Source organism: Pseudoduganella umbonata, from assembly GCF_014192225.1.
GTDB classification, from domain to species: Bacteria; Pseudomonadota; Gammaproteobacteria; order Burkholderiales; family Burkholderiaceae_D; genus Rugamonas; species Rugamonas umbonata.
Genome location: NZ_JACHXS010000002.1, coordinates 58,628 through 83,745, shown reverse-complemented (window position 1 = coordinate 83,745; position 25,118 = coordinate 58,628). Strand labels below are relative to the sequence as shown.

Here is a 25,118-nt window from a genome sequence, read left to right as displayed (position 1 = left end):
TCTGCCTCGCGGCAAACGCCAGGCCAAACGGACAGCGGATTCCTGCACATCCGGCCAGCTTGCGGTACATTGTCTTTTTCACACGCAACTCTCAGGAGATCAAGCATGGCAAAGAAAGTCGCTGTCCTCGTCGGCAGCCTGCGCAAGGAATCGCTGACCCGCAAATATGCCCAGGCCGTCATCAACATGCTGCCGCCGTCGCTGGAGGGCGAACTGGTCGAGCTGGACATGCCGCTGTACAACCAGGACCTGGACGACGCCAACACGCCGGCCGAAGCGTGGACCGCGTTCCGCACCCAGCTGAAGGCCGCCGACGCCGTGCTGTTCTTCACGCCGGAATACAACCGCACGATCTCGGGTGCGCTGAAGAACGCGATCGATGTCGGTTCGCGGCCGTGGGGCCAGAGCGTCTGGGATGGCAAGCCGGCCGCCGTCGTCTCGCAATCGCCGGGTGCCCAGGGCGGCTTCGGCGCCAACCACAACACGCGCCAGGCCGTGGTGTTCCTGAATGTGCCGGTGATGCCGGCGCCGGAACTCTACATCGGCGGCTCGCAGAACTACCTGGGCGAAGACGGCAGCATCAACAACGAGCAGACCAAGGAGCTGATCGGCAAGTTCGTGGCCGCGTTCGAGAAATGGGTCGAGGCCAACGCGAAGAAGTAAGCCTGGGCCAGTCGGTCGACGAACGGGCCCGCTGAACCAGACCGATCCAAGGCCGGGCTCAACGGCAGGTCGGCGAGCCGAAACGGTATGGCTCGCCGCGCGCCACCGGATGGGCCGGCACCGGCTCGCCGCCATCCTTCTCCATCGCCAGCAGCAGCGGCGTACCGGCGTGCCGCAGCAGTGCCATCCGGGCACCGGGAAAACGCTGCGGAATCAAACCGATCTCGGTTGCCGACAGGTCGCCGTGGTTGACCAGCACCCGGCACGACGGCCCGAAATCGAGCATGGCCGCCAGCAGTGCCGGCCGCGCGCCCAGCGGATCGGGCATCGACGTCACGCGCAGCCGCGTACCGCCCTTGCGCACCGTGATGCCTTCCCATGTGTCGAGCGGATATACGCTGCGAATACCGTGGCTGCGCAGGCGTTCGGCGCTGCCCGCCATCGCCACCACCGGCCGCCCGCGCCATCCGGTGCCCCACCCCGCCCCGGCCACGCCGCTCCAGTCGGGATTCGACAGCAGCACCAGGTCGACCCCGGCCATGTCGGGCGACGACACGGCCCCGTCGGCGCCCGGATCGATCAGCACGGTCAGCCCGCGCACGCGCAGCAGCGCGGTGGCGGTGCCGAAGAATCGCACCACGCCGCCGGGATCCCGGCTCGCCATGCCGGACGGGATCGTGATCCGGTAGCGCGGCACGTCGGCGGCGGCGGCGGGCGCGGGCATGAAGGTGCCGAATATCAATGGCAACAGTAACGAAAGCAAAGGCAGGCACTGCGGCTGTGGCATCTTCATGGGGCCTCCGTGGAAACCCTACAGTTACCATGCCGGCTTCATCGGAAAGATGAACTGCCGCAACCTTATTGCCGAATGTCACTATTCCGCGATCAGCGTGCCGATGTCGCCGGGCCCGGCGCCACCGGCTTGAAGCGGTATGTTTCACCATGCTTCAGGTAACTGACCTTGTCGGCCAGCCCGGCGTCCTGCACGGCCTTCTGGAAGTCCGACAGCGGCGACTTGAATACGTCGTAGTCGTTGTAGTGGATCGGGATCGCGTGATGCGGCGCGATCAGTTTCAGCATTTTCAGGCCTTCCTTTGCATCCATCGTCACCGTCACGATGCCGAGGATGCGGGTGCCGCCCAGGTGCAGCAGCGCCAGGTCCACGCTGGGGAAGCGCCGCGGAATCTCGTCGATGTCGCGGTACACCATCGTGTCGCCGGAGACATACATGCGGTACCGCCCGGCGGCCGATGAGAAGTCCAGCATGGAACCCATCACCGCCGGCAGCAGGGCGGCCGCCGCCACCGGGCCATGGCGGCCAGGCATCGCCGTCAGGCGCAGCGTGGTTTCCCCCTTCGTCACCAGCACGTCCTGCCACGTGCTGAGCCCGATCACGGCCGTGAAGCCCAGTTCCCGCAAGTCGTCCGCCGCCGAGGCGGTGGTCACGATCGGCGTGGCGCGCTTCAGTTTTTCCCGCACCAGCTTGTCGAAGTGGTCGTCGTGCAGGTGCGACAGCAGCACCAGGTCGATCGGCGGCAGCGCATCGAATTCGATCGCGGGATCCGTCTGCCGCTCGGACGTGAGGCCATAGCCCAGGTGCACGTGATCGCCCTTGTGCAGGAAGTTCGGGTCGGTCAGGATCGTCAGGCCGCCGAAGCGGACCAGCACCGTCGCCGTGCCGATGAATTGCACCGAGTACTCGGCCTGCGCCGCCGGGGTGGCAGCCGGTATATTCAACGTGAAGCGCGGCGCCGTGGCCGGCTGCTGTGCCGCGGCAATGCCGCCCAGCGCCAGCGTGAGTACGCACAGTATTTTCGCAGTGAAAGCCATCATCCGTTCCATTGGTTCCCCTCCTGAAAACGCCGTTGATAGCATGCTTTTCAACGCCGCGTACGCACGTTTCCGGGCCGCTGCGGCGTCCTTGCCACAGAGGTTGCAATGCTACAATCGCGGCTCGGCCGCCTACCCGGCGCCACCGTTCCCGTCAATGCTCCTGAGATCCAGACCATGCACCCCGAATCGCTCGCCCCCATGCCCACGCCTTACGAAAAAGGCAACCAGAACCAGACCACGCTGTGGTCCGAATGCATCGCGTTCTACGAAGAACTGGCGCGCCGCTTTCCCCGGGTGCTGAGCTTCCGGCAGGCAGGGGTTTCCGATGGCGGCATTCCGCTGCACGTGGGCGTGGTGAGCGCGGACGGCGTGTTCGACCGCGAAGCAATCAAGCGCGCCGGCCGGCCCGTCTTTTTCAACAACAACGGCATCCACCCGGGCGAACCGGAAGGCATCGACGCCTGCATGGCGATCGTGCGCGACTTCTGCTTCGACCCGGCGAAACTGGCCACGCTGGGCGACACCGTGCTGCTGTTCGTGCCCGTGTATAACGTGGACGGCGCGCTGAACCGCGCGAATACCTCGCGGCCGAACCAGGAAGGCCCTGAACTGTTCGGTTTCCGCGGCAACAGCCGCCACCTGGACCTGAACCGCGACTTCATCAAGTGCGACACGCTGAACGCGCGCTTCTTCAACGAACTGATCACCGCCTGGGACCCGGACGTGATGGTCGACACGCACACGTCCAACGGCGCCGACTACACGTACACGATGACGCTGATCCACACCCAGGCCGACAAGCTGGGTTCCGGTCTCGGCCCGTTCCTGCGCGACACGATGCTGCCGCACATTTATACGGAGATGGCGCAGCGCGGCTGGCCCACCTGCCCGTACGTCAATCCGGTGCAGGACACGCCGGACGACGGCATTGCCGAATTCCTCGAAGTGCCGCGCTTCTCCACCGGCTTCACGGCACTGCACAACATCATCGGCTTCATGCCGGAAACGCACATGCTGAAGCCGTTCAGCGACCGCTATGAATCGATGCGCACGCTGCTGGACGTGACGCGCGAATTCACCGTGCGGCATGCCGGCGAAATCCGCCGCCTGCGCGACGAAGCGAAAGCCGCGCAACGCCGGCAACGCGAATGGACGGTGACGTGGAAGATGTCCGACACGCCATCCACCTTCCGCTTCAAGGGCTACGAAGCGCGCCGCCATCCGAGCGTGCTGGGCAACTATACGCGGCTGTCGTACGACCGCAGCAAGCCGTACGAGAAGGACATCCCCTACTTCAACAGCTTCCTGCCGGACACCGTGGTACAGGTGCCGACAGCGTACGTGATCCCGCAGGCCTGGCGCGAAGTCGTCGAGCGGCTGCAATGGAACGGCGTGCGGATGACGCGCGTCGAGCAGGAACGGCAGGCCGAGGCGCGCTACTACCACATCGGCGAACTGTCGACCCGCGCCACCGCCTACGAGGGCCACATGTTCCATGACGTGGTCGACGTCGAGGCACGCACCGGCACGTTCACGCTGAACGCCGGCGACTGGATCGTGCCGCTGGACCAGGACAATGCCCGCTACGCCGTCGAAACGCTGGAACCGCAGGCGCACGACAGCTTCTTCCGCTGGGGTTTCTTCAACTCCGTGCTGGAGAAAAAGGAAGCGATCTCCGACTACGTGTTCGAAGACCTGGCAGTGCAGCTGCTGGAGGAAGAGCCCGGACTGCGCATGAAATTCGACGCATGGAAGGCGGCCAACCCTGGCTTGCTGGCGAACCAGGAGGCGGTGCTGGACTTCATCCTGCACAACTGCGCGCGGCATGCGGAGCCGGAGTGGCGCCGCTATCCGGTACTGGGGCTGCTGTAACGAAGGCGGGTCCATGTCCCAGTCTTTACCGCCCTTGTTACATTATGCACTGAGCCCGCGCACCTTCTTCCATAGCCACTACTTCCATCTCGGCCTGCGCTTCGGCGCGGGCCTGATCGGCATCATCTGCGCGACGCTCGCCGTCGCCGACATGGCCACCGCCATGTCGGTCGGCATCGGCGCGCTGTGCACGGCCTTGATGGACATGCCCAGCCCGTTGCGCCACAAGCTCAACGAGATGCTGGCATCGGTGCTGCTGTGCAGCCTGGTGACGCTGGTAGTGAGCCTGTGCGCGCCCTATTTCTGGCTGCTGACCGCCGTGCTGGTGCTGCTGTCGTTCTTGGCCAGCATGATGATCGTGTACGGCAAGAAGTCGATGCCGCTGCAGCTCGCCACGCTGTTCATCATGACGATGTCGATGGAGCACCATCTGACGCCGTTGCAGGCGCTGGCGCATGCCGGCCTGTTCACGCTGGGCGGCATCGCCTACCTGGCCTACGCAATGGGCATCGCGTGGCTGCTGCGCCACCGCATCAAGCAGCAGGTGCTGGCCGAGGCGCTGTTCGAACTGGCCGCCTACATCGACACCAAGGCCGACTTCTACGACACGCGCTACAACCTGACGGAGCAGTTCAACAAGCTGGTGCGCCAGCAGGCCGCGCTGGCCGACAAGCAGCAGGCTTCGCGCGACCTGATCCTGCGCGCGCACCAGAACCGCAAGGATGCGATCGTGGTGCAGATCCACGTGTGCATGCTGGACCTGTACGAGCAGATCCTGTCGACGCATACCGACTACGCGCAGCTGCGCGTGCACCTGGCCGATTCGCCGGCACTGGAAGCGTTGCGCGGGCTGGCCTTCAAGTGCGCGCGCGACATCGAGTCGGTGGCCTATGCGGTCACGCGCAAGAAGGCGTCGTTCCAGGCCATCAGCTACGAGCCGGAACTGGCCGCGATCGAGGCCGAGCTGGCCGAACTGCAGCGCCGCGTCGAGGCAGGCAAGCCGGCGCATGAAGCGCTGGCCGTGCTGCGCGCGCAGCGCAACAAGGTGCGCGCCATCATCAACATGGTCGGCGAACTGCACGGCGCCAGCCAGAAGGCCTACGACAGCACGCCGTACTGGCAGGACGCCGACATGCAGCCATTCCTGTCGCAGCAAAAGTACGAGATCGGCGTGCTGCTGTCGCACTTCCGCATGGATTCGCCGGTGTTCCGCTTCTCCCTGCGGGTAGCGATGGCCATCGCGGTGGGACTGGCGATCGGCACGCTGCTGCCATATTCGGCGCACAGCTACTGGATCATCCTCACCATCGTGATCATCCTGCGGCCCAGCTTCTCGATGACGATGCAGCGCCGCGGCGACCGCATCGTCGGCACCGTGATCGGCTGCGTGATCACGGCCGCGATCCTGCTGTTCTTCAACCACCCCGCGGTGATCCTGACCGCCCTGATCCTGGCCACCATCGCCACCCCCACCTTCGTCTACCTGCGCTACCGGTATACGGCGATCGCGGTGTCGATCATGATCCTGCTGCAGATGAACCTGGCCGCCGGCGGCAACCTGCACACGATCACGGAACGGCTGGTCGACACGTTCATCGGCGCCGCCGTCGCCACCGTGTTCAGCTTCGTGCTGGCGAGCTGGGAGTACCAGAGCCTGCCGAAGCTGATCCAGCAGGTGCTGGTGGCGAACGGGCGCTACATGGAAGCGGCGTTCGAACTGTTGCAGGGCAAGTGCCGCAACGACTTCCCCTACCGGATCCAGCGCAAGGGGCTGATGGATGCGCTGGCCATGCTGAGCGCGGCCATGGTGCGCATGCTGGACGAACCTGCCAGCAAGCGCCGCGCGGTGGAAGACATCAACCTGTTCATCGTGCAGAACTACCTGCTGGTGGCGCACGTGGCGGCACTGCGCGCGATCCTGCGCCGCCACGTGAAGGACATTCCGGCGCGCGAGGTGAACCGCATGCTGGCCGCCAGCCACGTGCAGGTCGGCCGCACGCTGGCCAATGCGCTGGCCAGGCACGGCGTGAAGACGCCGGTGCCGAGCCTGGAGGAAGACCTGGCCTGGTCGGAAACGATCGCCCCGGCCGGTTCGGTGGACTGGCCCGGCTGGCCGGTGGTGCAGCGCCGCGTGCGCCTGCTGCATGCCGACGCGGAAAAGATCCTCGTGCACAGCGAAGCGATCGAGCGGAACGTGGTGCGGGTGTAGGCGCGGAAGTAGACGCAGATGCGGGCGCAGATGCGGGCGCAGGTGCGCCCGCGGCAGCACGCCGGGAGTACCTGATCCGTGGTCGTCCTGATATCATTCCAGGCCAAGCTCAACTCGGCCTGTACACGATGTCCGAATCCACTTCCGACGTTTGCCAGGACTGCGGTGCATGCTGCGCGCATTACCGCGTGTCCTTCTATTGGGGCGAAAGCGATGCCCATCCCGGCGGCACGGTGCCGCGCCACATGACCATTCCCATTACGCCGCACCGCATCGCCATGCGCGGCACGGAAAGAACGCCGGTGCGCTGCGTGGCGCTCGAAGGCGACGTGGGCGGCAAGGTCGGCTGCACGATCTACCCGCTGCGTTCGGCCACCTGCCGCGATTTCAGCGCGTACACGCCGGAATGCGACAAGGCCCGCGCCGCCTATGGGCTGGCGCCGCTGGCCGAGCCGGCCCTCGCCGGTTGAAAAGTTAAAAAGCCAAGCGGTCAGAAGGTCAGAAGGTCATCCTGGCCTGCACCCAGGCGGTGCGCGGCGCGGCCACCATCCGGCCGAGATTGCCATCCACGTTGCGCGTGTAGTAGCGCTTGTCGGCCAGGTTGTTCACGCCGGCCAGCAGCTGCACGCCGGGCCTGCCCGGCAGCTTCCAGCCCACCTGGCCGTTGACGGTACCGAAGCCGGGGATGCTGCCCACGCCGCCGTTCGCGGTTTCCGCGATGGTGTTTTCCGCATCGGAGAACTGCCTGCTCTGCGCGGTAGCCGACAGGCCGGCGGAGAATGCGCCGGTCTCGTAGCGGGCGCCGACCGTGCCGGTACGGCGCGCGTAGAACGGCACGTCCAGCCCGGCCGTGTTGCCCGACTCCTGGATCGCCTTCGTGTAGTTCCAGTTCGCGTAGACATTGAAACCTTCCAGCGCGCCGTCGAAACGGTAGTCGACGGCCGTCTCGATGCCTTCATGCCGCGTGGCGCCGATGTTGCGGAACGTGGCCGGCGTGCTGCCCGGCACCTGCAGGATCTGGTTGTCGAAGCGCAGGCGGTACAGCGTGGCCTCGGCCGCCAGCCCGCGGGCCTTCCAGCGCGCGCCCAGTTCCACGGTCTTCGCCAGTTCCGGTTTCAGCGGGTTGGCCGCCGTCTGCGAATTGAGCTGGGTGTTCTGCACCGGGCCGAACGAGGTGCCGTAGTTCGCGAATACCGTCAGCGCCGGATCGACCAGGTAGGCCACGTTCAGCGACGGCAGCGCCTTGTCGTTCGACGTGTCGAAGTCGCGGCCGCCGGCGCGGTCGGTGCGCAGGGAATCGATTTTTTCAAAGCGCACGCCCGGCGTGATGCGCCAGGCACCGTAGGCGATACGGTCGTCGACGTAGAGGGCGTGGGCATCGGTCTCGTTGTCGAAGGTGGCGGTGGCGCCCTGCACGCCGGTGGCCACGGTCACGGTGTAGTTGTTGTCGTCGCCGCGCTCGCGCAGGTAGCGGTAGCCGGCCGTCACGTCGTGCGTGGCGGCGCCCCATTTCACGCGCTGGGTGTAGCGCGGTTCCACGCCCAGCACCTGGTAGTTGCGCGGCTGGTAGGTCATGGCGGTGCGGCCGGCATTGATCAGCGCACTGCTGCGCGAACTCTCGTTGTAGTACACCTTGACCTCCGCTTCCTGCGTGGTGGAAATGGTGTTCAGGTAGCCGAGGTCGATGCCCTTGCGGTCGCCGTCCCAGTAGTCGGTGGGGCGGGTGTTCTGGAACGGATTGGCGTCGTATTGCGCCACGGTCAGGCCGCCGGGCGTCATCGACTTCACATCGTAGTACGACAGCTTTCCGTAGATTTGCGCGCCCGCGTCCAGCAGGTAGCGGAACTTCACGGCGAAGTCGTTGACCTTTTCGTCGCTGCCTTCGCGCCAGCCGCTGCCGTCGATGCCGGAATACAGCAGCGCGACACCGAAGCCATTATCGAGCTGGCTGCCGACGAAGGCGCTGTACTGGGTACTATGGCCGCCCTCGCCGAAGTGGTTGTAGCGCACCGACGCATCGCCGGCAATCCCGGGCGCTTCGGGAATCGAACGCGTCGTGAAATTGATGATGCCGCCCACGTTCTGCGGGCCGTAGCGCACCGCGCCGCCGCCGCGCACCACGTCGATCGCCTCGATGTTGTTCAGGCTGACGGGGGCGAACGACAGCTGCGGCTGGCCATACGGCGCCACCGCCAGCGGCACGCCGTCGAGCAGGATCGTCGAGCGCGGCGAATAGCGCCCCGCCAGGCCCCGCACGCCGATGTTCAGCGAAATGGCGCTGCCTGCGGTGCCCGAATTGTCCGTGCTTTGCACGCCCGGGATGCGGCGCAGCACGTCGCCGATATTGGCCGCGCCGGTGGCATCGATGTCCTCCTTCTGCACGACGGTGCGTGCGCCGGCAAAGTTCTTGACGCTGTTCTGCAGGCCAGAGCCGAGCCAGTTGCCCGTCACCGTCACGGTTTCCAGCGGCTCGCCCGCTTCCTGCGCAAGGGCGGGAACGGCTACGGTGAAGGCAGCGAACGCGGCCGAAATGGCCGCGGCGCAACGGGAAAGTGCGGGAAAGGGCAGGCGGAGGGTGCGGGAAGACATGGGAGGGTGCGATGGGGATTGACCAAACGCAAATGATAACACTTCTCATTTGCAAGATCCTCCGCCGAATGGCTTACTCCCCCTGCCGTAACGCCGCCACCGGCATTACCCGCATCGCCACGATGGCATGGCGCAGCGTGGCGCCCAATGCCGTCAGTACGCCGACGATCAGCGCGGCCGGCAGTGCCCACCAGGCATGAGCCGTCGCCTCCGCAAAGCCGGCCAGGTAGTGCGCGATGGCGAAGCCGGCCGGCGGCAGTGCCAGCGCGGCGGCCGCCAGCAGCAGCAAGGCGAACTCGGTGCCGACCAGCAGCGCGATGGCCCGGCCGCCGGCGCCGTGCAGCTTGCGCAGTGCGATTTCCCGGCCGCGCCGCTGCACGCTGCCGGCGGCCAGCACGTAGATGCCGAACGCGGCGATGCCGGTGGCGACCGCGGTACCCAGCGTGAGCAGGCGGGCAATGCGCCGGTCGTCGGCGCTGCCGTCCTCGAACACGGCGCGGGCCCGCTGTACCCGGAGCGGCTGTCCGGGTAAGTAACGCTCCCGCAATGGCAGCAGCGCTTTTTCCAGGACATCGGCGTCCAGCCGGGTACGCAGCATGACAAGGTTCGCGTCGGCTTGCGCCACCATGTACACCATCGCCGTCAAAGGATAGCGCGAGCCCTTGTGCCGCAGTGGCGGAGCGATGCCGACCACGCGCAGCGGTACGCTGCCCATCATCACGGCCTGGCCCACGGCGGCGGCCTCGGAAGCGAAACCGAGCGCACGCGCGGCGGCCCCGTTCAGGATGACGTCGTTTTTCTGCGGCGCCGCCGGACGGCCGCCATCGAAACCGGTTCCCGCCACCGGCACGATCCCGGTCACGGCAAAGAAGTTCGGGCTGACCAGGCTCATTTCAAGGCGCTGCTCGACCCCGGCCGGCCCGCGGAACGCGGTGCTGTTGCGCACCATCGGGTAGCCGAACGGCAGGTCGATCAGCGCCGCGCCGCCGATGCCCGGCAGGCGCTCGACCGCCTCGAGGAAGGCCTGCCGCTTCCCGGCGGAGGCCTCGTGGTGCAGGTGCATCAGGATGAACTCGTCCACCGCGAAGCCGGGATCGGCCCGTGCCGCGAAACGGGCCTGCCAGCCGATGGCCAGCGCCAGCGCGCACAGGCTGATCGCAGCGGCGAACTGGAAGACGGTCAGCGCGCGGCGCAGCCAGGCATTGCCCGCCGGCTCGCTGCCGGCCCGGCCAGCCAGCGCCCGTGCCGGCAAGACGCGCAGCGCCATCCGCGCCGGCCAGATGCCGCACGCCAGGCCCGTTGCCAGTCCGATTGCCACTGCCGCCAGCAGCGACGCCGGCGACAGGAAAGCGGCCAGCGGACGGTCCATCAGTTCCGAGAACATGGGCAGCAGCAGCCAGGCCAGCATCAGGCCCAGGCCCGTCGCGGCAAGGGCCACGGCGGCCGATTCGGCCACGAACTGCGTGGCCAGCCGGCCCGCGCCGGCGCCCAGCGTCTTGCGCACCGCGATCTCCCGGCCGCGCGCCAGCACGCGCACGGTGGCGAGGTTGACGTAGTTGGTGGCGGCCAGCGCAATGATCAGCAGCGCCAGCCCGGCCAGTGCCAGCACGCGCGCCTTCGACGCGCGCGCACCACCATGGAAGACCGCGACGTCGGTGTCGAAGTAAGCCTCGGCCAGCGGCGTAACGGCCACTTCCACCATCGTGCCGCCCACCTTGCGCATGGCATCGGCCCCCAGCATCGCCGCAACCACGCGATTGGCCTCCTGCTGTACCGGCGCGGCCATTGCCTGCGCTTGCACGCCCGGTGCCCTGGCGTACAGCTTGCCCGCAAGTCCCGTCCAGTTATACCGCTGCTGTTCGCGCTCGCCGGGCTTCCACAGCACCGTGCCCTCGCCCACCAGCGCGGTGTAGGGCAACGTGGTATTCGGCTGCGGCTCGGGCAGCAGTGCCAGCACGCGCAGCACGCGGCCGTTGACCTCGACCGTGCTGCCAAGTGCCGCCGCCGTGCCGAACAGGTTCGCGGCGCCGCGCGGCGTGAGCGCGAGCCCGTCCGGCCGGGCCAGCGCGGCCGCCAGGTCGCCTGCCAGCGCGCGCACGCCGAACATGGCGGGGAAAGTGGCGCTGACTTCGGTGAACTCGATATCCTGCAGCTTGCCGTTCACGTTGACCGTTTCCCCGTGGGGAATCATGACGCACAGCGTCAGCGGCAAGCCACTGTCGGCCACCACGTCGTAGGCGGGCAGCGGCATCTGCTCGATCCAGTGCGGCTCGGCCAGCAGTTTCAGCTTGTGCTTGAAGACATAGACGTTGCGGTTGTCCGGCACCGCGCTGTCATAGCTGAACGAGTAATGGACGAATGCCAGCAGCAGGAAGGCAGTGGCCAGCCCGACGGCGAGGCCAAGCAGCATCGCAGCCGTATGCATCGGCTGCCGAGCCAGGACTCGCCAGCCAATGCGGAAGTCGCGCAGGCGCATCGTTGTCTCCTTTGGTTTTCGATCTTGTCTGCTACGCAAGCATTGTGCCAATCCCTTCTACAGGAAGGCTGGCCTGGTGCTGTCCGGGGACGGACAACTTGGTGTTCGGCATCGGACAGTGACCGTTTTCTCTTCGATAAGTATACGTTTCGCGAATGGCGGGAATCACGAATCAAAAGTTTATTTATGACCTGGACGTCCCTATACTGCACTGCATCAACACTCTTTTCAGGAACTGACATGTCTACCGCACTCATCACCACGCCTGCCACCCGCGGCTATCTGGACACCGTGGGTCGCGCTGCCATGAACTTCTTCGGCAAGATGCTTGCCTTCGCACCGTTCGCCGCCGCCGCCTCGCATGGCAGCGCTTCGCAGTCGTCTTCGCTGCGCGAGCGCGAGGCCCTGCTGCGCCTGGCGAAAGACTTCGACAGGCTGTCGCCGAGCCAGGCCGCCGAACTGCGCAACCTGGCAGGCCGCGACTGATCCACCCGATCTCGCACCACGATAAAAAGCCGGCATTGCCGGCTTTTTTTATGGCGCGACGCATTGGCCGGTGTCTTCAGCTTTATGTCTTTCAGCGCCGGCGGTCATGCCGGAACGTGATGAAAACCCTTTATTTGCAGGCCGAGTCATTTGATCGGCGAATGGATCACATCACAAATGAAAAGTTTTGTTATGACGCGAGTTTGCCTACACTGCAATGCAACAACGTTAATTCAGGAGACAGCCAAGGCGATCTCGCCCGGCTAACTGTCATTAACTTCTGAGGAAAAAAAATCATGTCCAACAAAATCTCCGCCAAGCATTACCTGGGTCTGTTTGCCGCGCTGCTCGTTTCCGGTGCCGCGTCCGCCGTCGAAGTCCCGGCCACTCCCGATGCCCGTAACTGCAAGGCCGATTACCCGCGTAACGCGCTGGTGAACGAAGAGCAAGGCACGGTGTCGATGTCGCTGCTGGTTTCCGCCGGCGGAGAAGTGAAGGATTCGCGCATCAACAAGTCGAGCGGCTACAAGTCGCTGGATACCGCCGCGCTGCGCAAGCTGGCCGCGTGCAAGTTCGCGCCGGGTTCGAAGGACGGCGCGCCGGCCGATACGTGGACGCGGGTCGACTATGCATGGAAGATCGACTGATTTTTCCGCGGTACGTTGAAAAGCCGGCATTGCCGGCTTTTTTTGTTTACGTGGCCGACATGACGCGAACCCCGTGACGCGAGACTTGTGCGAGGTCTCCATGCCCTTCTTATGCGATCCAGTGATGACAGGATATTCTGCTGGGTAATAAATCGTTGCAACAGGGAAACCCATGTTATACGATTTACGTATGCCGAACATCACAAATGAAAAGTTTTTTTATTTCTGAGCGCACCCTATACTGCACTGCATCAACGATCAATTCATTCAGGAGCTCAGCCATGTCGACCGCCATCATCACCACTTCCGCCACCGCAGGTTCCCTGGACAGCACCGGCCGCATCGTGATGAACTGGCTGCGCGCCCTGCTGCGCACCACGCCGGCGGCATTGGCCGAAGTCCAGGGCAGCAAGTCCAAGCCGGACGCGGAACTGCCGTCGTACTACAAGGTCGGCGTGCGCATGTCGCTGCTGCGCTGGGCCGACGAACTGGAAGCCGAGGCACCGCACGAAGCGGCCAAGCTGCGCGCACGCGCCGCCGCCATCTGAGATTCCAGGGACGCGTTGTGAAAAAAGCCGGCATTGCCGGCTTTTGTTTTTCCAGGCCCCGTTAATTCCGGGTCCTTCCGCATTACAGATACTTATCGAACCACCCGACGATCCGCCTGACCAGGTCCTGCTGGTGTTCCGGCTTGCGGATCGCGTGCCCTTCATCCTCGTAGACCACGAAGGTGGTCGGTACACCGAGCGCCTTCAGCGCGTGCCAGAATTCCATCGATTGCGCTGCCGGCGTTTCCACGTCGCGCTCGCCCACGTAGACCAGGGTCGGCGTTTTCGCATTCTTCACGTACTCGATCGGCGACAGCTTGCGGTAGATGGCCGGATCGTCGTACATCGTGGCGCCGAAGAACGGCACCATCCACTGGTCGATACCGTTCTGGCCGTAGTAGCTGACCCAGTTGGCCACGCCGGCGCCGGCCACGGCCGCCTTGAAGCGCTCGCTGTGCGTGACGCCCCACATGGTCATGAAGCCGCCGTACGAATGGCCCATCAGGCCCAGGCGTGCAGCGTCGACCGGCATCACCTTGGAGACGGCGTCCACGCCGGCCAGGATGTCGCGCAGGTCGCCGCCACCGAAGTCGCGGCGGTTGGCCCGCGCAAATTCCTGGCCCTGGCCGAAGCTGCCGCGCGGGTTCGGCATGAACACGAAATAGCCCGCATCGACGAGCGCACGCACGGTCGAATTTCCCGCTGCGCCGGCAGCGATGTAGCGCGGCGTGACGGCCGATGCCGGGCCGCCATGCACCTGCACGATCATCGGATATTTCTTGCCGGGCTGGACCTGCAACGGCCCCACCACCCAGCCCTTGCTGCTGAAGCCTTCGATCCCCCATCCCACGCTGCCCACGGAAACCTGGGCGGCCAGCTTGTCGTTGTCCTGCGTGACATGCTTCGGTTGCGCCAGCGGGCCGGCGACGAGGCGCGGCGCGCTGGCGAAGTCCTCGACCGCAGCAGCCACCTGCGTGCCGTCGGCGCTGAACGACAGCCGGCCATCGGTACCGCCGGCCGCGGTGACGGCGGCGGACCAGTGCTGAGTCGTCGTGCCGCTGGCCGCGTCGATGGACAGCACGGTCAGCTGGTCGCCCATCAGCGCCGAGCCGACCAGGCCGTTCTTCCGCCATGCCAGCCCATGGAACGTGCCCTTGAAACCGGGTGTGATGTTTTTCGGCTCGCCGCCGGCCAGCGGTACCGTCCAGAGGTCGCCGCCGATCGAGCCGAAGTCGCTCATCAGGCCACCCACGTACGCCACCGTCTTCCCGTCCGGCGACACGCGCGGCAGGTTCAGTTGCGTGGCGGGCGAAGCGATCACGCGCAATGCGCCGCTGGCGGCGTCCACGTAGGCCAGCTTGGCGACCCACCAGTTGTTGTCGCCGTTGCCTTTCGCGCCAGTGGCCACGAAGCCCTTGCCGTCCGGCGTCCAGTCGTATTCGTAGATGAAGGTGTCGTCCGGCGACAGCAGTTTCACGGTGCCGCCGGCAGCCGGCACGGTGGCGATGCGCTGCGCATCGTCGTTGCTGCCGATCTCGCCGACCAGGCGGGCGCCGGCCGCGGTGGCGCCGGTTTCCTTGCGCGCGCCGACCGTGGCCAGCAGCGCCAGCGATGCGCCGTCCGGCGACCAGCGCGCCGAATTCGCGTTGCCGTCCACGCTGGCCAGCGCACGCGTGCCGACGTACAGCGTGGCCTTGCCGCCGGCGCTGCCGATGAAGGCGACGTTCTTGCCGTCCGGCGACCAGCTGGGGCGGTCATAGCTGCACGTCTTGCACGGGTCGTATTCGCCGACGATCTTGCCGGTGGCGGCATCGCGCACCACCACGACGGCGTGCGGCCGCTTGCCGGGCACGCCGGTATCGACCGATTCGAGCGCGGCGATCCGCTCCCCGGCAGGCGACAGCGCCACCGCCTTGTAGTCGCGGATGGCCAGGGAAACGCCCGTGTCCGCGGCCAGGGCAACCGCCCCGGACGATGTGGCCGCGGCCACGAAGCTTGCGAGGGCGATTGCTTTCAGTTGCATGTCAAACCTTGTTGAGACGGGAGTGCCGGATGCCGTAGGCGAAATAGGTGAGGATGGCGGCCGCCATCCAGATCGAGAAGATCACGCGCGTGGTGTGCGACAGGCCCACCATCAGGTACAGGCAGGCCGCGATCGACAGGCCGGGAACCAGGTAGGGACCGAGCGGCACGCGGAAGCCGCCTTTCGTGTAGGTGCCGGCACGGCGCTCCTTGGCGCGCATGACGGGCACCGCCACCGACACCAGGATGAACGCCGTCAGCGTGCCCATGCTGACCATGTCCCACAGGAACGTGGCGTCGACGAAACCGGCCACGCAGGCCACCACGATGCTGACGATGATCGTGTTCAGCACCGGCGTGGCGGTGCGCTGGTGCACCTTGTGGAAGCCCTTCGAGATCAGGCCGTCGCGCGAGATCGCATACAGGATCCGCGTCTGGCCGTAGATCGTCACCAGCGTCACGGAAAACACGGAGATCACGGCACCGGCGGACAGCACCAAGGCCGGCCACGCCTGGCCCGTCACGTTTTGCAGGATCACGGCCAGGCCGGCTTCCTGGCCTTCGAACATGTGCGCCGGCTGCGCGCCCATCGCGGCCACGGCCACCAGCATGTAGAACACGGTGACGATGACCAGCGCGGCAAGGATGCCCAGCGGGACGTTGCGCTTGGGATTGTGCACTTCCTCGCCGGCGGTCGCCACGGTATCGAGTCCGATGAACGAGAAGAACACGGTGCCGGCGGCGGCCGTCACGCCCGCCATGCCCAGCAGGCCTTTCTCGCCTTCGCCCTTGAAGAACGGCGTGAAGTTGTCGGCATTGAAGCCGCTGAAGGCAATGGCCACGAAGAACAGCAGAATGGCCAGCTTGACGATGACCATGACGGCATTCGTGCGCGCCGATTCCTTGGCGCCGCGCGACAGCAGGAAGCAGCACATGGCCACCAGGATGATCGGCGGCAGGTTGACGTGGCCCCAGTTGAAGACCACCCCTTCCGGCGTGGACACGATCATCGGCGTGCGCAGCAGCGTCGGTATGTGCCAGCCGAACGCGTTGCCGAGGAAATTGTTCAGGTAATCGGACCAGCCGATCGCCGTGGCGCTGGCGGCGAGCCCGTATTCGAGCAGCAGGCAGGCGGCCATGATGAAGGCGAGGAATTCGCCCACCGTGGCATACGCGAACGAGTACGAGGAACCGGAAGCGGGAATGCGGAACGCCAGTTCGGCGTAGCACAGCGCCGTCAGGCCCGCCGTCAGCGCGGCCAGCAGGAACGACAGGATCACCGCCGGGCCGGCCTTCGGCACCGCTTCGACCATCGTGAAGAAAATGCCGGTGCCGATGGTGGCGCCGACACCGATCATCGTCAGAGAGAAAAGGCCCATCGAGCGGGCCAGGCCGCCGCTGGCGTGGGGTGCTTCCATGCCGATGCCCGGCGTCGTTTCCGGGCTCGCATCGGCGGCAGCGCCGACCGGCTTGGTACGGGTCAGTTTCTGGACCAGCGTCTGGCTCACAGGGATTCCTTGTTCAGGGTGTCAAAGCCGAAGCGCTCGTGACGCCGGGCAAAGTCGCGATTATAGGGCCAAGTTTCGCGGCTGCCCTACAGGAATTTTGTGTGCAAAAAACAAGTGGTAATAAAGTTACGTCAATGCGATGTTGCGCCAACCTGGGGACTTCAATATCCCACCGGGCAGCCGAGATGCACTGCCATCTCCTCCACGCTGCCGAACATCAGTTTCGGCGCACGGGCGCGCAGCGCTTCCGGCCTGGCGTACCCCCAGCCGACCGCGCCGAAGTCCAGGCCTTCGGCATGCGCCGCATCGATGTCGCGCACTTCGTCGCCCACGCACAGCACGCGCTCGTCGGCCACACCGGTGCCCTGCAGCACGCGGCGCAGCCGGCGGCGCTTGCCGAACAGCGCGGCGCCGCATTCGAAGTGGGCGAACAGGCGCGCATCGTCGCCCAATACGGCGCGCACATTGGCTTCGGAATTGGAGCTGACGATCGCCAGCAGCACGCCATCGGCCGCCGCGCTGCGCAGCACGTCGGGCACGCCGTCGAACAGGCGGATGCTGCCGATGCTCTGGGCCATCAGCGTGCGGAAATGCATGGCCACCGGCAGCAGCTTCCAGCGCGGCAAGCCCACGTGGCGCATGATCTGCGGCACGTCGGCACCGCGCAGTTCCTCGAGGCGCGAGCGGTCCAGGCGCCGGAAGTGGTGCGCGTCGGCCAGCGTATCGAACACTTCGAGGAAAAAGGGGAAGCTGTCGGCCAGCGTGCCGTCGAAGTCGAAGATCAGTAGATCGTAATGGCGCATCGTTCCCCTTTGTATACCGGTCAGCGCTGCCCCAGCCGGGTGTCGCCGAACAACGCTTTCTGGTCGTGCGGCTGGCAGCGCCAGTATTGCGGCGGCGCGTCGACCTGGGCGCCCAGTTGCGCGGCCGCATGCCACGGCCAGCGCGGATCGTACAGGATGCCGCGGGCCAGGGCCACCATGTCGGCCTGGCCTTGTGCGACGATGGCTTCGGCCTGTTCCGCTTCGGTGATCAGGCCGACGCCGATGGTCGGCAGGCCCGTTTCCTTGCGGATGCGCTCGGCAAAGCCGACCTGGTAGCCGGGGCCGACCGGGATCTTCTGGCGCGGCGACACCCCGCCGCTGGAGACGTGGATGAAATCCGTGCCCAGCTTTTTCAGTGCGTTGGCGAAGACCACGCTCTGCTCGATATCCCAGCCGCCTTCGACCCAGTCGGATGCGGAAATGCGCATGCCCACGGCCACCTCGCGCGGCACGGCTTCGCGTACCGCCGTGAACACTTCCAGCGGGAAGCGCATGCGATTTTCCAGCGAGCCACCGTAGCGGTCCGTGCGCTGGTTGGACAGCGGCGACAGGAATTGGTGCAGCAGATAGCCATGCGCGCCGTGCAGTTCGATCGCTTCGATGCCGAGTTCGTGCACGCGGCGGGCCGTCGCCACGAAATCGTCCTTTACTTTCGCCAGGCCGGCTTCGTCCAGCGCCAGCGGCACTGTCTCGTTGTCGGCATGGGGAATGGCCGATGGCGCCACCGTTTGCCAGCCGCCATCTTCAGGACGGATATTGCCGCCGCCTTCCCACGGCACGGCGGACGAGGCCTTGCGGCCGGCATGGGCGATCTGCACGGCCAGCACGATCGGCGAATGCCTGCGGATGGCGGCCACGATCGGCTGCAGCGCCTGCCGGTGTTCGTCCGACCACAGGCCCAGGTCCTGCGCGGAGATGCGGCCTTCAGGCGAAACGGCCGTCGCTTCCAGGATCAGCAGCGCGGCGCCGGACAGGGCGAGATTGCCGAGGTGGATCATGTGCCAGTCGGCGGGCAGGCCGTCGGTGGCGGAATACTGGCACATCGGCGCGATCGCGATGCGGTTCTTCAATGGCACCTGGCCGAGGGAGTACGGTGAAAAAAGCTGGCTCATGGCGTTCCTTGTAACGAGGTACCGACGAGTGTAGCCAAGTTCGCGGGAGCTTGCCGGGAGCTTGCTGCAAGCGTGTCGTTACATGTGCTTACTTTTGATACAGGGAAAAGGTAGATCGCTTATTGGTACAAGGATAATCTTGCATTTCACCAAGCTGATAGCGATCAGGAGGAAGAGATGACGCTGTACCAGAAGATCCCAACCACTTCTTCGCGCATCGATCCGATGATGCTGGTGGCCGCCGCCGGCATCGTGCTGCTCTCCGTCGTGGCGACCGCGGCCATCGTGCGCTGGCTGCCGGACGGAGGCCGCGCCGGCGCATCGCCGGTTTCGCCGCCGGTTCCGGCCACGGCCGCTTCCTCGGCAGCCAGCCTGCCCGCCGCGCCGGCAGTACGCAAGGTGCGCGAACAGAATTCCCAGGCCCGGGCCACGCAGTTCGCCTCGGCCTGAACAGCGCGTCAGGTTTCACACTCCCTCTTGAGCCACCTTCGCGGTGGCTTTTTTTTCGTCGGCCCCCGGAACCGTATCAATAGCGGGGTCAGCCGATGCGCACGACCATCATGCCGGCGCGCAGGCCGATGCGGACGTCGGGATTGGGGAAGACGACGAATTCCTCCGCATGCTGCACCGTGTAAACGGTATCGCCGTCGCGGGCAATTTCGTCGCCCTGCCGAAGTGGCGTGAAGTTCTGCGTTTCCCGGCCGAACGCCATCGTCAAGCCGTCGGACAGCTTGATGATGTTCTGCGCGACGCGGAACAAGTGTGGCGACGCCTGCGCATCGGGCGGGGATGGCTGCCCGCGCAGCAGCCGGTCCAGCGCGGCGGAGGCGGCGGCGAACTGCGCCAGGTCGTTCCGGCCCAGCGTGCCGATGCGCCCCAGTTCGACGGTGCTGCCGGCCGCGCCGTAGTGCTCGGCCGTGTGGAAACTGTAGGTACCGGCCGTTTCCCGGTTCAGGATCACGGCGCCGATGCCGGCCTCGCCCAGCCAGCCGACCAGGCGCTCGCGCGCGCCGGCTTCGATCAGTTCCGGCACGATCGCGAACGTCGGGTAATGCGATGCGCGGATCGCCGTGTGCAGGTCGAGATGCCAGCGCTCCGGGCCGGCATCGGCGAAGAACGCGGCGGTGGCGGCGATCATCTCGTCCGCCCGCGCCGCTTCGGCGGTGCCCGCCAGGCTGCCCCGCTCGGCGCGGAACATGCGGTTCAAGTCGGCATCGATGAAGCGCTTGCCGGCACGGATCGCGCCGATGCTGCCGACGCAGACCATCAAATCCACCGCCAGCGCCTGCGGCTCGCGCGCCAGCGCATCGAGCAGGTAAGCGGTCAGCTCGATCGGCCCCGTTTCATCGCCATGCACGCCGACCGACAGCAGCACCGCCGGCCGGCTGGTGCGCGGGCGGCGGATGGTGAGGATGCCGTCCGCCGGCTCGGCGACCGTGAAGCCGGCGTCGCCGAACGCGCGCGCGACGGCCGAGAAATCCGCCTCGGCCAGCGCACGCACGGGCGCTGGCAATACCTCCTGCAGTATGTCCTGCAATGCGTCCGACGATGTGTCCTGCAGCGATTCCACCATGTCAGGCCGCCTTCTGCGTGCCGTAGCCGCCAGTGGTCACGGCTTCGGACAGCGTCCACACATCCAGCATCGCCTGCTCCAGGTCCGTCGGCGCAGTGAACGCCGGCAGGTTCAGCGTCGCGATCACCGCATCCACCGCCCCGGTGCCATGGCCGGCCGCACGTGCCAGCACCTGCGCCAGCAGCCGCTGCTGCGTGCGCCGCAAGGCTTGCTGCGCATAGCTGCGCAACTGTTCCTGCGAGCGGCTGGCAGCAGGCAGGTTCAGGCCGCGTTCCAGCGCATCGATGCCCGCTTTCGACCGCAGCGTGGTGCCCAGCGCCAGGAATGCCGGCAAGTCCATGCCGTCCGGCCGCTGCACGGACAGCGCCGTGAACACGAAGGCCGACACGCCCTCGATGCCTTCCAGCGCCGTCCACGCCGCGGCGAATTCCGGTTTCAGGTCGGGCACGGTATCGGCCTCGGCCGACGTGCCTTCCGGTGCGAGGCGGTGGACCATGCCCGGCTCGGTGAACAGGCGGGACAGCTCGGCGATGCCGCCGCTGCCGCGCAACTGTTCCTTCGGCACCGCCAGCACGCCCTCCATCACGGCGCGCAGCGCGGACCGGCTGCGCGCATCGACCGCCATCGACACTTCACGGGGCACGGCCAGCGCATCGGCGTCCAGCGTGTCGAACAGCGGCGCCAGGTTCAGCGCGGACCAGGCCTGGCCCCACGCCAGGATCACGTCGCTCTCCGCCACGCCATGCTCTTGCGCCAGGTTGCGGATCATCAGCGGGCCGCAGCGGTTGACCACCTCGTTGGCCAGCACGGTGGCCAGGATCGCGTTGGCCAGCGGATGCGCCAGCGGCGAGCGCGTGGCCACCAGCAAGCCGGGGAAGTACGGCCGCAGCACCGTTTCCGCCCAGCTTTCCTCCGTCAGCGGCAACGCGCCCAGGATGCGCTTGTAGCGGTTCTTCACGTTGGCGACGACGACGGCCAGCTCCGGCGTCGTCAGGCCGCGGTTGTCGCCCTTCCTGCGCGCCAGCTCGGCCACCGACGGCAGCATCTCCAGCTCGCGCGACAGCGCGCCTTCTTCTTCCAGGCTGGCGATCAGCGCGGCATAGCCCTTCTGCACTGCGACATCCGATTGCGCCTGCAGCTCGCGCACCAGCAGGCGTGTCTGCTGCGTGTTGTCGCGCAGGACGAGGCGCACGATATCGTCCGTCATCTCGTTCAGCGTGCGGTTGCGCTCCACTTCCGTCAGCTTGGCGGCATTGACTTCCACGTCGAGCCAGATCTTCGCATTGACTTCGTGGTCCGAGCAGTCGACGCCGGCCGAGTTGTCGATCGCATCGGTGAAGATGCGCCCGCCAGCCAGCGCGAATTCGATGCGGCCCGCCTGCGTGGCACCCAGGTTGCCGCCCTCGCCCACCACCTTGCAGCGCAGCGCATTGCCGTCGACGCGGAGTTGGTCGTTGGCGCGGTCCTTTACCTGTGCGTTGGTCTCGGTAGAGGCCTTGATGTAGGTACCGATGCCGCCGTTGTAGAACAGGTCCACGGGCGCCAGCAGGATACGGTGCATCAGTTCCTCGGGCGACAGCGTGCTTTCGGCGATGTCGAGCGCCGCGCGGACCTGCGGCGACAGCTCGATCGTGCGCGCCGAACGCGGATACACGCCGCCGCCCGCCGAGATCAGGCTCTTGTCGTAATCCTCCCACGACGAACGGGGCAGCGCGAACAGCCGCTGGCGCTCGGCGAACGAGGTCGCGGTGTCCGGATCCGGGTCGAGGAAGATGTGGCGGTGGTCGAACGCCGCCAGCAGGCGGATCTTGTCGGACAACAGCATGCCGTTGCCGAACACGTCGCCCGACATGTCGCCCACGCCGACCACGGTGAACGGCGTCGTCGCCATGTCGTGGCCCATCTCGTAGAAGTGGCGCTTGACGGCTTCGAATGCCCCTTTCGCCGTGATGCCCAGCTTCTTGTGGTCGTAGCCGTTCGAGCCGCCGGAGGCGAACGCGTCGCCGAGCCAGAAGCCACGCTGCACGGCGATGCTGTTGGCGATGTCGGAGAACGTGGCCGTGCCCTTGTCGGCCGCGACCACCAGGTAAGGGTCGTCGTCGTCGTAGCGGACGGTCTGTTCCGGCGGCACGATCTTGCCCAGCACACGGTTGTCCGTCACTTCCAGCAGGCTGGCGATGAACATGCGGTACACGGCTTCGCCCTCGGCCGCGATGACTTCACGCGGCGCGCCGGCGGGCATCTGCTTGCACACGAAGCCGCCCTTCGCTCCGGCCGGCACGATCACGGCATTCTTGACCATCTGCGCCTTCACGAGGCCGAGCACTTCGGTGCGGTAATCCTCCATGCGGTCGGACCAGCGCAAGCCGCCGCGCGCCACCGGGCCACCGCGCAGGTGCACGCCCTCGAAGCGGCGCGAGAACACGTAGATCTCGCGATACGGCTTCGGCTCCGGCAGCAGAGCGAGGTTGCTGGTATCGAACTTGAAGATGATCTTGTCCCGTGGATCGAGCACGTCCAGGTTCTGCAGGACCGGGCTCGGCTGGAAGTAATTGGTGCGCACGGTGGCCAGGATCAGGTCGAGCAGCGCGCCCAGGATCACTTCGAGGTCGGCATGGTTGACCTGCGGCACGCGGGCCTTCAGCGCCACCAGGTTTTCACGCGCGGCGATTCGCTCCTGTTCGCCCCGCGCCGGGTCGAAGCGCGCTTCGAACGCGTCGACGATTTCCTTTACCAGCGCCGGCTGGCGGCGCAGGCTTTCGGCAATGTAGCGCACCGAGAACTGCGTGCCGGTCTGGCGCCAGTAGCTCATGTAGGCGCGCACCAGCTGGACCTGGCGGGGATTCAGGCCGCCTTCGACCACCAGGCCGTTCAGGCGGCCATCCTCGATATCGTCGTTGAACAGCGCGGCGAACAGGTCCTCGGCCACCCGGGCCACGCCGGGCCGCGCCAGCTTCTCGGCCGACGTGGCATCCACCGCCAGGCTGGTCACGTAATGGCGCTGGCCATCGGCGGTCCTGATCGTGTGCGCGCGTTCGCGGTCGATCAGCACGCCGGCGTTATGCAGCGCGGGCATGATCGACGACAGCGTGGGCGTCTTGTCCAGGGTGTAGATGCGGATGGTGGCGGGGCCCGCCGCGGAGGCCAGCTCGATGCGCACCGAGGCGCGCTGCGACGTGCCGTTGCGCAGGATCTTGTCCAGGTCGTGGAACGCCACCATCGGCGACGTGGCGGCCACGTAGTCGACCGGCAACGTGGCGCACAGGCGGCGCAGGTCGTTGCGCAGGTGCTCGTCCGGCACCGCGTCGGCCAGCTCCGAGAAGCCTTCGTGCCAGCCGTCGAGGATCGACAGCAGCGGGCGCTGCACGTCGTTTTCCAGGTCCAGCGGGTAGCGCGCCGCGTGCGCGATCAGGTACAGGCGGGCCAGCGGGCCGTCCGCCACCAGCGTGTGCGAACTGACGTGCGTAGCGCCCGAGCTTTCCTGCAGCGCGCGCGACAGCGCATGCGCCACGCTGGCGCTGTAGCGCTCGCGCGGCAGGTAGACCAGCACGTTCAGGTGGCGGGCGTACACGTCGCGCCGCGCGAAGACCTTGGTGCGCGGCTGCTTGTACAGCGACACGACGGCACTGCACACTTCGGCCAGCCATTCCGGTTCCGCTTCCAGCGCCTCGGTGCGCGGCAGCGATTCCAGGATCTCGATGAATTTCTCGGCGCGGAAGCCTTCCTGCCGCAGGTTGGCGATCTTCAGGACGCGGGCGATGCGGCCGCGCGCGAACGGCAGGCGCGCCAGTGGCGTCAGCATGGCGGCGCGGGTGAACAGGCCGATGAAGCAATGTTCGCCGAGCACGTTGCCGGCCGCGTCGGCAGCGCGCACGCCGATGAAGTCCAGTTGCTCGTCGCGGTGCAGCGTACCGCCCGCGTCGGCTTTCACGATCGACAGGATATGGCCGCGGCGGTTCAGCGTGTCGAGGTCGCCGGGAATGTTGGCCAGGCAGGTGCCGTATACGGGGTGCGCGGTATCCTGCAGCACGCCGATGCGGCTGGGCAGGTCGCGCTCCAGTTCGTGCGTGCCGGGCTTCACGTGGTAGTAGGCGTAACCATGCACCTCGAAGCCTTCGTCGCGCGCCCACTGCAGGAAGGCGGCCGCCTCGGCGCCTTCGTCGCCCTGCCCCTGCACCGAATCGGCGACGGTGGTGAAGCGGTTCTTCATCGTCGGCAGGTCGCGCTTGACGACGGCGGCATCGGCCGCCACCATGCCGATGCGGCTGGCCAGTTCGCGCAGCGATGCCTCGTCCGGTTCTTCCGCCAGCAGGCAAAGCACATACGATTCCAGATGCGCGCCGGCTTCGCCGACGGCGGTCACATTGCCGCTCGCGTCGCGCGTGACCGGCAGCACGGCGTTGAGTACCCCATTTACCTGCACCTTCTGGCGGCGCAGCGCCATCACGATGGAATCGACCAGGTACGGCATGTCGTCGTTGAGGACCAGCAGCGCGGTGGCGTGGCCGCCGCGGCCATCCGCATGGCGCAGCGTGGCAACCTGCGCGCCCGGCGCCGTGCGGCGTGCCGCCTGGGTGAAGCCTTCCACCAGCACCGGCGCCAGGCTCTCGGGCAGCGTATCGGCCAGGTCTTCGTCATCGAGCGATTTCAGCCAGGCGGCGATCAGCGCCTGCACGGGCGAGCCGGCGGTGGCCTGGCCGGCATTGACGAGGTCGAGGGTCTCTTTACGCAGTTGCTGCGGCATCTTTGTCATCTG

At 66.5% G+C, this 25,118-nt stretch carries 18 protein-coding genes; 8 read left to right on the top strand and 10 right to left on the bottom strand.

Annotated features, from left to right (window positions below; translation table 11 throughout):
* Positions 1–105 precede the first annotated feature (105 nt).
* Positions 106–663: an NADPH-dependent FMN reductase gene (locus FHS02_RS05405; RefSeq protein ID WP_137315006.1), complete on the top strand. Its 558-nt coding sequence runs from the start codon at positions 106–108 to the stop codon at positions 661–663.
* 58 nt (positions 664–721) lie between these two features.
* On the opposite strand, the gene FHS02_RS05400 is transcribed toward FHS02_RS05405, so the two are convergent.
* Both FHS02_RS05400 and FHS02_RS05395 read right to left on the bottom strand, forming a co-directional pair.
* A complete protein-coding gene (locus FHS02_RS05400) occupies positions 722–1,456 on the bottom strand; it encodes a hypothetical protein (protein ID WP_137315007.1) in 735 nt (244 codons plus the stop codon).
* Between the two features lie 92 nt (positions 1,457–1,548).
* A complete protein-coding gene (locus tag FHS02_RS05395) occupies positions 1,549–2,496 on the bottom strand; it encodes an MBL fold metallo-hydrolase (protein WP_229422260.1) in 948 nt (315 codons plus the stop codon).
* 174 nt (positions 2,497–2,670) lie between these two features.
* Between FHS02_RS05395 and FHS02_RS05390 the strand changes: the two genes are divergently transcribed.
* The 3 genes from FHS02_RS05390 to FHS02_RS05380 all read left to right on the top strand — a co-directional run bounded on the left by FHS02_RS05390 (position 2,671) and on the right by FHS02_RS05380 (position 7,047).
* A complete protein-coding gene (locus FHS02_RS05390) occupies positions 2,671–4,368 on the top strand; it encodes a M14 family zinc carboxypeptidase (RefSeq protein WP_137315009.1) in 1,698 nt (565 codons plus the stop codon).
* 13 nt (positions 4,369–4,381) lie between these two features.
* Positions 4,382–6,577: an FUSC family protein gene (locus tag FHS02_RS05385; protein ID WP_137315010.1), complete on the top strand. Its 2,196-nt coding sequence runs from the start codon at positions 4,382–4,384 to the stop codon at positions 6,575–6,577.
* 128 nt (positions 6,578–6,705) lie between these two features.
* Entirely contained in the window at positions 6,706–7,047 is a 342-nt protein-coding gene (locus FHS02_RS05380) for a YkgJ family cysteine cluster protein (protein WP_137315011.1), read from the top strand.
* A 28-nt stretch (positions 7,048–7,075) separates the two neighbouring features.
* Here the strand turns inward: FHS02_RS05380 and FHS02_RS05375 are convergent, their stop codons facing one another.
* Together FHS02_RS05375 and FHS02_RS05370 are read right to left on the bottom strand one after the other, a co-directional pair.
* A complete protein-coding gene (locus FHS02_RS05375) occupies positions 7,076–9,166 on the bottom strand; it encodes a TonB-dependent receptor family protein (protein WP_137315012.1) in 2,091 nt (696 codons plus the stop codon).
* A gap of 73 nt (positions 9,167–9,239) precedes the next feature.
* Positions 9,240–11,642, bottom strand: a complete 2,403-nt coding sequence (locus FHS02_RS05370; protein ID WP_137315013.1) for an ABC transporter permease — start codon at positions 11,640–11,642, stop codon at positions 9,240–9,242.
* Positions 11,643–11,882: 240 nt separating this feature from the next.
* Between FHS02_RS05370 and FHS02_RS05365 the strand changes: the two genes are divergently transcribed.
* The 3 genes from FHS02_RS05365 (at position 11,883) to FHS02_RS05355 (ending at position 13,323) form a co-directional block, all read left to right on the top strand.
* Complete coding sequence (locus FHS02_RS05365) at positions 11,883–12,128, top strand: hypothetical protein (RefSeq protein WP_137315014.1); 246 nt, start codon at positions 11,883–11,885, stop codon at positions 12,126–12,128.
* A gap of 296 nt (positions 12,129–12,424) precedes the next feature.
* Positions 12,425–12,775 (top strand): energy transducer TonB, encoded by a 351-nt coding sequence (locus FHS02_RS05360; RefSeq protein ID WP_137315015.1) that lies wholly within the window; start codon positions 12,425–12,427, stop codon positions 12,773–12,775.
* A gap of 281 nt (positions 12,776–13,056) precedes the next feature.
* Positions 13,057–13,323: a hypothetical protein gene (locus tag FHS02_RS05355; protein ID WP_137315016.1), complete on the top strand. Its 267-nt coding sequence runs from the start codon at positions 13,057–13,059 to the stop codon at positions 13,321–13,323.
* A gap of 82 nt (positions 13,324–13,405) precedes the next feature.
* On the opposite strand, the gene FHS02_RS05350 is transcribed toward FHS02_RS05355, so the two are convergent.
* From FHS02_RS05350 to FHS02_RS05335, 4 genes are all read right to left on the bottom strand, one after another.
* Positions 13,406–15,346 (bottom strand): S9 family peptidase, encoded by a 1,941-nt coding sequence (locus FHS02_RS05350; RefSeq protein ID WP_137315017.1) that lies wholly within the window; start codon positions 15,344–15,346, stop codon positions 13,406–13,408.
* 1 nt (position 15,347) lies between these two features.
* Entirely contained in the window at positions 15,348–16,853 is a 1,506-nt protein-coding gene (locus FHS02_RS05345) for an APC family permease (protein WP_137315018.1), read from the bottom strand.
* Positions 16,854–17,014: 161 nt separating this feature from the next.
* Complete coding sequence (locus FHS02_RS05340) at positions 17,015–17,656, bottom strand: HAD hydrolase-like protein (protein ID WP_137315019.1); 642 nt, start codon at positions 17,654–17,656, stop codon at positions 17,015–17,017.
* A gap of 20 nt (positions 17,657–17,676) precedes the next feature.
* Positions 17,677–18,789, bottom strand: coding sequence for an NADH:flavin oxidoreductase/NADH oxidase (locus FHS02_RS05335; protein ID WP_137315020.1), 1,113 nt, complete (start codon positions 18,787–18,789; stop codon positions 17,677–17,679).
* Between the two features lie 177 nt (positions 18,790–18,966).
* On the opposite strand from FHS02_RS05335, the gene FHS02_RS05330 reads away from it, so the two are divergent.
* Positions 18,967–19,239, top strand: a complete 273-nt coding sequence (locus FHS02_RS05330) for a hypothetical protein (RefSeq protein WP_137315021.1) — start codon at positions 18,967–18,969, stop codon at positions 19,237–19,239.
* Between the two features lie 88 nt (positions 19,240–19,327).
* Here the strand turns inward: FHS02_RS05330 and FHS02_RS05325 are convergent, their stop codons facing one another.
* Together FHS02_RS05325 and FHS02_RS05320 are read right to left on the bottom strand one after the other, a co-directional pair.
* Positions 19,328–20,362, bottom strand: coding sequence for a succinylglutamate desuccinylase (locus FHS02_RS05325; RefSeq protein ID WP_137315022.1), 1,035 nt, complete (start codon positions 20,360–20,362; stop codon positions 19,328–19,330).
* 1 nt (position 20,363) lies between these two features.
* Positions 20,364–25,115, bottom strand: a complete 4,752-nt coding sequence (locus FHS02_RS05320) for an NAD-glutamate dehydrogenase domain-containing protein (protein WP_137315023.1) — start codon at positions 25,113–25,115, stop codon at positions 20,364–20,366.
* Positions 25,116–25,118 lie beyond the last annotated feature (3 nt).